The sequence below is a fragment of the Variovorax sp. GrIS 2.14 genome (assembly GCF_046115955.1).
Taxonomy (GTDB): Bacteria; Pseudomonadota; Gammaproteobacteria; order Burkholderiales; family Burkholderiaceae_C; genus Variovorax.
In genome coordinates, this window is sequence record NZ_JBJXIA010000088.1 from 1 (window position 1) to 1,694 (window position 1,694).

Here is a 1,694-nt window from a genome sequence, read left to right on the forward strand (position 1 = left end):
ATCGCGACCACGCTGCTGGTCATTACCCACTTCAAAGGACCAGCCATCCCTTGTGCGGGCACCTTATCCAAGCTGTCGGCAGATTTAACCGCCGCCACTGGCAGAGGAATATTCTTGCCAATATAGCTCTGCGGCGCTTGCCTCTTCGATCGCTCTAGTTGCTCTTCGTCCGGCAACTGGCGCGCCGCATCGGCCTGTTGTCGCAAATAGGTAATTGCCGCTTCGAGCTGCTCTGGCGCAAAGACATACGGATTAAACCGTTCCATTCCCCAGCCTCGCATTAAGTCGCCTAGCGCCCTCTCGCCGGGCACATACTTCATTGACCAGTCGCCGAATGTACGCTCGCTGACCGGCACGCGTGCTAGTTCCGTTACGTCGCAATGCCTAGGATCGGCTTCGATCTTCTTGTAGAGCGTCAAGACGGTCTCTTCCTCGCCTTCAAGACACTGCAAAAAGCACCCGTCGCCGAATAACAAGCCACCGACGATTTGTTGCTGTCGGTTGTTCTTTCGCGACTTCGCAAGAATGCGGGCCACACCCAGATCGAGGCCCTGCACTTGTGCCTCAGGCGGCGAGGTGGAACGGCTGGCATATGTGAAACGAATCAGCTGGCTCATCGCACTCCCGATAGTTGACGTTAATGTAAGTTAATGTAAGCTCAGAACGACCACATGTCCATGCTTTGACACAGCTTGGTAGCAAACTATTGTGTTGCGCACGATCCTAATTTGAGCCCTATGCCGGCGTCTTCGTGACCCGAGAGCGGGGATTACGATTTTCGCCAATACGGAGACCGTGATTTGCTGGACAGGCTTAGCGTAATTCCGGCGTTTGGGTCAAAAGTGGGCTGGACCGATACCCGCGCAGAGTCGATGCTGCGTCGAAATCGTCTTAGTGTCTTGCGGCCGCCATACGTCGGCTTCCCCGTCGAACGTTGTCGATGTCTTCAATTAGCGGTTGTCAGGGTGACAAGATACTCGGCGCAAACTCCCACAACGCTGCATCCCGCGATTGCCTGCCCGTCCTTCACCAACGCGACGTCCACCGATGGCGTGATCGACCTTCTTCATTTCGTTCTTCATTCCACCGCAAGCTGAACGCCGGACATCCGTATAAAGCCCGATGCGCACCTGAGCTGTGCTTACTTCGAGGTGCCAGCGCTCAGCCAGCTTAGAGCTTCCAGTCGGGGCCCCGTATGAGCGCGCGCAAAAGTGGCGCCGCAGTAGATGGATCGCTCGCATACAAGTCAAGGTTAGCGCCGGGCGAGAAGCTTCTGAAAACGGCTATGTTGTTCGCATCCCATTCCAGCAGATGCATTGACCAGTCGGGGAAAGCGCGCCGGGGAAGCGTGCGCCACTCGAGCCGGGTGACATCCGCGTGGCGAATGTCCGCCTGGATTCTGGCAAAAAGTTCCTCGACAACGGCTTCTTCACCCTCGAGGTATTGCAAGTACACCCCATCGAGAAAACCCAGGACGCCGGTCACTCCAAGGCCCGGGTTGACCTCGTGGCACCACTTCAGGATGGCGGGCAAGTCGTTACCGGTCTGTAAAACCGCACGACTGACATAGACAAGACGGAACAGCATGGCGCGATGCTGCCAGACGACGAGCGCCGCCGCAATCGAATTGAGGGGCGCGCAATTCTTGTTGGCAGAGCAGCTGTTGGAGACAACCGCAGCGAACGGCACCGCGA

General features: G+C 57.0%; 2 protein-coding genes. Both read right to left on the minus strand.

Features of this window, described 5'->3' with window-relative positions:
- Positions 1-617, minus strand: a 617-nt coding sequence (locus RCH10_RS27600; RefSeq protein ID WP_409054842.1) for a BLUF domain-containing protein, incomplete at its 3' end; no start/stop codon positions are given.
- Between the two features lie 553 nt (positions 618-1,170).
- Positions 1,171-1,694, minus strand: a 524-nt coding sequence (locus tag RCH10_RS27605; protein ID WP_409054843.1) for a BLUF domain-containing protein, incomplete at its 5' end; no start/stop codon positions are given.